9 protein-coding genes are annotated in these 6,788 nt (G+C 65.8%); 2 read left to right on the top strand and 7 right to left on the bottom strand.

Annotated features, from left to right (window positions below):
- Positions 1-27: 27 nt before the first annotated feature.
- A complete protein-coding gene (locus GA0115254_RS23960) occupies positions 28-408 on the bottom strand; it encodes a transposase (RefSeq protein WP_256102746.1) in 381 nt (126 codons plus the stop codon).
- Positions 409-1,241: 833 nt separating this feature from the next.
- Complete coding sequence (locus GA0115254_RS23955; RefSeq protein ID WP_093897334.1) at positions 1,242-1,781, bottom strand: ATP-binding protein; 540 nt, start codon at positions 1,779-1,781, stop codon at positions 1,242-1,244.
- 318 nt (positions 1,782-2,099) lie between these two features.
- Here GA0115254_RS23955 and GA0115254_RS23950 point away from each other — a divergent pair, with 318 nt between their 5' ends.
- Both GA0115254_RS23950 and GA0115254_RS23945 read left to right on the top strand, forming a co-directional pair.
- Complete coding sequence (locus GA0115254_RS23950) at positions 2,100-2,951, top strand: helix-turn-helix domain-containing protein (RefSeq protein ID WP_093897333.1); 852 nt, start codon at positions 2,100-2,102, stop codon at positions 2,949-2,951.
- An 11-nt stretch (positions 2,952-2,962) separates the two neighbouring features.
- Positions 2,963-3,154 (top strand): hypothetical protein, encoded by a 192-nt coding sequence (locus GA0115254_RS23945; RefSeq protein WP_093897332.1) that lies wholly within the window; start codon positions 2,963-2,965, stop codon positions 3,152-3,154.
- Positions 3,155-3,212: 58 nt separating this feature from the next.
- Here the strand turns inward: GA0115254_RS23945 and GA0115254_RS23940 are convergent, their stop codons facing one another.
- From GA0115254_RS23940 to GA0115254_RS23920, 5 genes are all read right to left on the bottom strand, one after another.
- Positions 3,213-3,863 (bottom strand): OmpA family protein, encoded by a 651-nt coding sequence (locus tag GA0115254_RS23940; RefSeq protein WP_093897338.1) that lies wholly within the window; start codon positions 3,861-3,863, stop codon positions 3,213-3,215.
- Between the two features lie 8 nt (positions 3,864-3,871).
- A complete protein-coding gene (locus tag GA0115254_RS23935) occupies positions 3,872-4,483 on the bottom strand; it encodes a hypothetical protein (protein ID WP_093897331.1) in 612 nt (203 codons plus the stop codon).
- A 31-nt stretch (positions 4,484-4,514) separates the two neighbouring features.
- Positions 4,515-5,123, bottom strand: coding sequence for a pilus assembly protein TadG-related protein (locus GA0115254_RS23930; protein WP_093897330.1), 609 nt, complete (start codon positions 5,121-5,123; stop codon positions 4,515-4,517).
- Complete coding sequence (locus tag GA0115254_RS23925; RefSeq protein WP_093897329.1) at positions 5,123-5,353, bottom strand: hypothetical protein; 231 nt, start codon at positions 5,351-5,353, stop codon at positions 5,123-5,125. Before GA0115254_RS23925 ends, GA0115254_RS23930 begins: the two co-directional genes overlap by 1 nt.
- A 257-nt stretch (positions 5,354-5,610) precedes the next feature.
- Positions 5,611-6,720 carry a response regulator transcription factor gene (locus tag GA0115254_RS23920; RefSeq protein WP_093897328.1) on the bottom strand — a complete coding sequence of 370 codons (1,110 nt, stop codon included), beginning with the start codon at positions 6,718-6,720 and terminating at the stop codon, positions 5,611-5,613.
- Positions 6,721-6,788 lie beyond the last annotated feature (68 nt).

The raw sequence follows: 6,788 nt of genomic DNA, 5'->3' as shown, positions 1-6,788 counted from the left end.
ATCTGAGGGCCGTTGCGGCGGTGCTGGTCACAGCCACTCGTTCACGGCTGCGACCAGCACAGTCGCCTCGTAGCGGACGGAGAGCATGTCGTACCTCGCGGCCACCGCTCTGTGCCTTTTGAGGCGGTTGATCCCGCACTCGACCACATGGCGCTCGCGGTGATCCACCGCGTCGAAACGCGGCGGTCGGCCGCCACGGGAGCCGATCTTCCTGCGGTTGCGGGCCTGGTCAGCCTTGTAGGGGATGGTGCGGCGGATTCCACGGCGGCGCAGGTGGGCGCGGTTCTTGCGGGAGGAGTACGCCCGATCAGCGCGTACTCGATCGGGGCGGACGCGTGGCCGGCCCGATCCGATGCGGGGTACGCGGACATTCTCCCCTGGTACGCGCACCGGACCTGAGGAAGCCATGCCCGGCACATCGTCGATCCACCTGTGAGGTAGACATGAAGAGGCGCATCTTCACCGGCGTCACGCTCGCGGCGCTGTTCGCCCTGACCGGATGCGGCAACGACGACCCAAAACCCAAGGCGGGAGCAGATCGCAAGGCCGTCTAGGCATACATCGCCGCCCTCAACGAACGGGACTCGGACGCGCTGCTGAAGCTGGACGGCACCACCGGACCGGACGCGGAGCGGGACGCCCGGAAGGTCATCAGCAAGAAGGGCGGCCGCGGCCTTCAGGCAGAAGGCATCGAGATCGACTACGACCTGGGCCCCGATACCGGCTCAGCAAAGATCACTGCCAAGGACAGCAGGGGAGCCGACTACCGCGAGAACCTCACCATCATCCGCGACGGTAAGCAATGGCACCTTGTGATCCTGCCGGCACCGGCACCGGTCGGCAGCTCAAAGACGCCGGCCCGTACGACAGTTCCGTCCGACGCGGCCGACGCCTCGAAGCCCGCCCCCGGCTGACCAAGGCCACGAAGGGGCCACGGACCGGCCGTTCCGTGGCCCCTTCGGAGCAAGTACTCCCCGGCTGCTCCCACGGAACACAGCCGTGTGAGGCGGGAGTTCGGCGTGACGTGATGGCATCCACCGGTTACCGAAAGGGCATCGCCCGACGATGACGAGTGCCCGATGCGCGTCCTTCAAGTCCTGGCTCTCATCGCCGAGTCACCCTGCGTCACCAGGTCGTCGAACAGGGAACCCGTCGCAGGACGTCACCACCTGTATGCCGCAGCGGGGGCGGATTCTGCATACACCCCCGTCAGGCACGCCACCAATGAGGGATCGCGAACATCAACGGGGCAGCACGACCCACGACTTGGTGCCACGCTGCGGTGGAGAGGCCTCACAGGCGCCCCACTCCCCGCCCCAGTCGTCCACGACAGCCGCCAACAGCCAGAGCGCGCGCCGCCGCCTCGTCTCGCAGAGTGCGGCCATGTCCGTTTCTGGATGCTGGGGATGCTGGTCCCAGACGAGGAGGCGGAGCGCGTCGTCGCGGTGGCGCAGGGATACGTAGAGCTCCTTGTCCGGGCTCATCCTGGCGGTCACGGTGATGAGTTCGGCGACCGCGAGCGTGGCCGGCCAGATGTACGGAGCGAGCCCGTGTGCCTTGAGAGCGGCGCCGATCGCGGTACGGCCGATGAGCGCGCTGCGGATGTCGCCGGGGAGGGTGAAACTGAGCGCGAGCCCGCGCGCTGGGCGGCCCTTGGAGCGCAGATAGGGCCGGGGGTACTGCTGCGGGTTGGGATGCGGGCTGCCGGGATGCGGATACGGGACCGGCGTACGCGCCTCGGCGACGGCCGGGCAGAGTGCGGCGAGTGAAAATGAGTGCATGGCTGAATCCCCTGATGCGGGTGGCGAGTTGGCGGTGTCTCTCTTTCGCGTGGGTGCGCACGAGTGGCTCACGCGGTTGCGTTGCGGACGAGCAGTGGCCTGTCTCCCTGACGCGGGCCTGCCTCTCCCAGGGCAGGAGGTTGCGGGCAGGACCGCGCGATGCGCTTCCGGCTCGTCGTCGCTGTGTGAGCGGTGCGTTACTGAATGTAGGGTGCGGTGGGTCATATTGGCCACTCAATCCTCAAAAATTGACCCTTGCGTGGCTCAGGGCGCCATCCACACGGCAGACTTCACGGAGAAGGTCACGGAAGGACTGACATGGCATCGCGAACGTCCCCGACCGAACGACAGAAGCGCCTGGGGCGCGAACTCCGGAAGATGCGCTTGGCCGCCGACGTCTCCGCCGAGGCTGCTGCGGGGCTTCTCGGGGTCGACCGGTCCAGACTCTCCAACATCGAGCAGGGCATCCGAGCCATCAGCGAGGCCCGTCTGCGCACTCTCGCCCATGCCTGCGCCTGTCAGGACCAGGCATACGTCGAGGCACTGGCCGGCATGGTGAAGCCCGCGAGACGGGGCTGGTGGGAGCGGTATCGCGAATCGCTTCCGGAAGGACTCCTCGACATCGCAGAGCTGGAGGCCAACGCCCTACGGATGCGGACTGCTCACTCCGTACACATCCCAGGAATCCTCCAGACCAGCGACCACGCTCTGGCCGTCTTCCGAGTAGTCGTCCCGGCCCTCCCGGAACACGAAGTCGCTCTGCGGCTGGCTCATCGCGTGGAACGACAGCAAGTTCTGGACGGCGCGGCCTCACCCGGGTACGTGGGCGTTATACACGAGGCGGCACTACGGATGCAGTTCGGCGGTCGCAAGGTGGCCCGAGCTCAGCTCGACCATCTGCTCACCGTCTCCGAAAGCCATCACATCACGCTGCGAGTCATCCCATTCGAAGCGGGCGCATTCCCCGGCGCGGGGCAGACGGTCAACTACGCAGAGGGACCTGTGCCTCAGCTGGACACAGTTCAAGTGGACAGCACCCATGGTCCCGAATTCCTCTACGAGGAAGAACAGTTGGCGAAGTATCGTTCACATCTTGACTGGATGGAGCGGATCGCACTGCCGCCCCAGAAGTCGCGAGACTTCATCCATGACATCGCACGTCACCTCTGAGGGGAGTCACCATGCAGGACGTCACGTGGGAGGAACCATTCTGTGGCGAAGGCGCCAGCTGCTACCGCCTCGGAACAGACGAACGAGGCAACAGCTACATCGGCGTCGTGGGTTCTGAGGAGCACTTCCTCACCGACAGCCGCGAAGCGCTTCAGCAAATGATCCGTGACATCAAGGCCGGCAAGGCCGACCACCTGCTGTAACAGCAAGGGCCCGGCACCGCGACGCGCTCGCGGTGCCGGGCCCCTGTGTGCGGGTGCCTCAGGAAGAGGTGCCGCGCGGGAAGGAGACCTCCACGCGGCGGTTCTTCTTGCGGCCCTCTTCCGTGCTGTTGTCGGCGATGGGGTACTGCTCGCCGTAACCACGGATCTCGAAGGTGACGGTCGACCCCAGATCCTTCACCAGCACCGCCTGCACGGCGTTGGCACGTTGCTTGGACAGCACGTCGCCGTGGGCGGAGGAGCCGAGATTGTCGGTGAAGCCGAAGACGCGCACCTTGGTGGCGTTCTGCTTCTTGATCTCGGCGGCGATGGCCGCGATACGGGAGTTGGCGGCGGAGCTCAGCTTGGCGCTGTCCTTGCCGAAGAGGACCTCGGCCTGGAGCGCGAACTTGACGTTCGCGTTGGTGTCCTCGCGACGCTCTTCGCCGCCCTCGTCCTCGATCACCTGGACGATGTCGAGCACTTTGGCGGGGGCGAGCGTGCCGCCTTCGGGCATCTTCAGGTCGGGGTCATTGGGATCGAGCTTGACCGGGGGCACTGACGTCGCCTCGGTGCCAGGGGGCACGCTTGGGCCGTCGTCGGCGAGCGCCGACGACGCTCCGAACAACGTGACGGTCGCCACCACCATGGCTGCCGCAACAGAGAGTCCGGCACCGCCAATTGGCTTCAGCCGAGTTCGGTTGTAGGTCATGTCGGCCGTCACCCTGAAATCTTCAGGGAAGTCGTCGCGAACGTCGGCAGAGTGAAGTCGACCTCATTTGTTGTGTTGGGAGGCGCTGGGAACTGCATGAAGATGGGGGTCGATTCCCCCGCCGGCAACGGCGCGATACCGGTGGTGCAAAGGCAACGGTTCTCCGTATCCCGAAGAACGTAGTAGCGCTTCTTGCCTGCTTTATCCACCAGTGTCGCACCAGCAACAGAGTTTGCGTTGCCGTTCACAATCGCAGTTTCCCCGCCCTCCCATCCACTGGAGTTCCGCATCCTGTCGCTCACGTTCTTGATCTCGCCCTGAACCGTGACAAAGCCTCCGGAGTCACGTTTCACCTGATTGATCACGAGAGTCAGCCCATTTCCCCTGACCTCGGCGAGCTTCACATTCGGGTCCACGTTCTCCCCAACGGCGGTGTCCTCCTGCTTTGCCCCCTTGTCCTCTTCGGAGGACTTAGAGGGTGCAGAAGACGGCGACGAACCGGCATCGTTCGTCTTTCCGCCATCATCAGCACCGCAACCGCTGATGGCCAGGGCCAGCGCCGCCGTCAGCGAGACGGCTGCCACTGCCCTTTGGGACTTGGTGGAGCACCGAATGCTCATGGGTTCTGATTCCTTTACTCGTCGTTCGCTGTCAATTGTCGACCAGGTGCACGTCGTAGAGAATCTTGCTCACCTGGGACCAGGGCGGAGGACTGCCTGGCGCGATTTGGAGCATCTGCCCTCCCCTGCAGGTGAAGAAGTACATGTCCTGGACGCCGTCGTCATTGAAGTCCGCAGACTCCCAATCAGGGCAGCGGAACTCGATGACAGCAGTGGCCTCGGTCGTCGCAAACGTCCGCTTCGTATTGGGAACCACTGGCGAGTCCACCGCGTCACGGCCTTTGACCTCAACCCTGATCCGGTCTCGAAGACCACCAGGAATCGGCTGGCAGTTCGTGACGCGCGCCCGATTCGCCGAGGCCAGTCCGTAGGCCGCAGGGCATCCCATAACCGGGTGGGCCTGCAGAAAGGGATCCAGCATCTTCCCGGGAAGCGAAGCGAGGAACGGTCCCTTGAACTGTTCGCGGGTCTGCTGCGCGGCAGCCAGGGCCGCAGCGTCCGCCGCTCCCTGGGCTCCATTGCGCAAGGCCGCGGCCTTGCCGACGGCAAAGAATACGAACGCGAGGAAGAGCAGGCCCGCCACCATCACTACGTAGATGGGGAAGGCCTGCCCTGCATCGGTACGGGTGCGATGCCGCATTACTGGGTCTTGATGGTGTTCACCAGGCCCGTGATCTTCCCGCTGATTGCGCCACCGATACCCGTGGCCACAATCGCACCGATGATCGCCACGACCACCAGGATGATGCCCAGGTACTCGAACGCCGTCTGGCCGCGGTCCTTGGCCTCGTAGCGCTTCTGGATCGCGCTGACCGCGGTGTTGGCCCAGCCATTGACGCGGACGGCGGTCTTCAGGGTGATGTTCGACATGGTGTTCCCCTCCGGGTTCGGCCGACCGATGGCCGGCCGACTCGCACGTTTCTTGGGTGCCGCCTGCGGTTCCGGCTTCCTCCTGGCCGGAGCCGCTGGCGACATGAGAAACATACGGCGGCACACCCTGCTCACCGGAGGGTCCCAGGGCCCATTCCCGGGCCCAAAACGACAGTTGGGCCGGCCCCACCGGCACACGCCGGGCCCCACGCCTCGCACGCACGACTGCAGTGCCACGCCCGCGACCACTCATCCGCTCAGCCACGATGACCACCGGCCCCCCGTACCCCTGGTCCCGCCGCGGGGGCGGTGCCGAGCCAGCGGGCGATGGCCTCGCTGCGGGTGGTGCTGTGCAACTTCGTGAAGATGCGGTTGATGTGGTTCTTGACCGTCTTCTCGCTGATGAAGCAGGTGGCGGCGATCTGCTGATTGCTCATTCCGGACGCGATCAGCTCCATGACCTCCACCTCCCGCGAACTCAGCCCATACTGCTGCCTGTTGAGAGTCACGCCCGACCCCCCGGTCATGGAAGACTGTGCCACAACTGGTTGCAGATGCGAAAGACCCTGCGCCGGTCGGGGCGGTCGCGCCGCAGATGGAGCCGTTTCGGACTTGAGTGAATGTGCAGGCGCACCGTGTTGCTGGACCGGACTCGGGACGTGGCCGTCGTAGCCGGGCCCCTGGTACGGAACGCCCGTGGTCAGGGCCGCGCCGAGTCCCTCCGGGAGCGGTCGGCCCTGTGGTCCGGGGCCCTGGCGCATGTGGGCAAGGAGGGCGTTGGCCGCGGTGGCCGTGAAGTGGGCCCGGCCGTTCTTGGTGTCGCGTACGGCCTGCACCAACTGACCAGCCGAGAACTCCCCGTGGACCAGATAGCCGCTCGCTCCCAGACGCAGCGCCTCGTGCACGATCTCGCTCTCGCGGCTGTAGGTCAGCATCATGACCGGCGCGACCTGGACGAGATGAGGCAGGGCGGATATGCCGTCGACGCCGGGCATACGGACGTCGAGCAGGACGACGTCCGGGCGGTGCAGAACGGCCATGTCGTAGGCCTGGCGGCCATCTGCGGCCTCGGCCACGACTTCGATGTCGTCACGGCCGGAGAGCAGGACGCCCAGGCCGGCCCGGACCACTGGGTTGTCGTCGGCGACGACGACCCGCAGGGCGCCGGGGGCGGGCATGGGCGCCGCCGCGGGGAAGGGAGGCATGGACTCGGATGCCGCGGACTGCTGGGGGACGGGGGCGGGAACAGGGAACGCGTTGGAGCTGGGCTCCGAGTTGAGCGGGGTGACGTGCGAGGACGTGTGCTGGGAAGCGTGGTTCTCTGCTGCCCAGTTCTGGCCCGACGCACGGGAGACGTCGTCCGGCATCTGCGACCTCCTCTCAGGGGTTTATGGGGGGTGAGGATGGAGTTGGAGCTGTTCAGTTCCGTTGCTGT

Origin of the sequence: Streptomyces sp. Ncost-T10-10d, assembly GCF_900091955.1 — a bacterium.
Lineage (GTDB): Bacteria > Actinomycetota > Actinomycetes > Streptomycetales > Streptomycetaceae > Streptomyces.
Note: the sequence above shows the minus strand (reverse complement) of the source record. Positions and strands in the feature narration are given on the sequence as shown.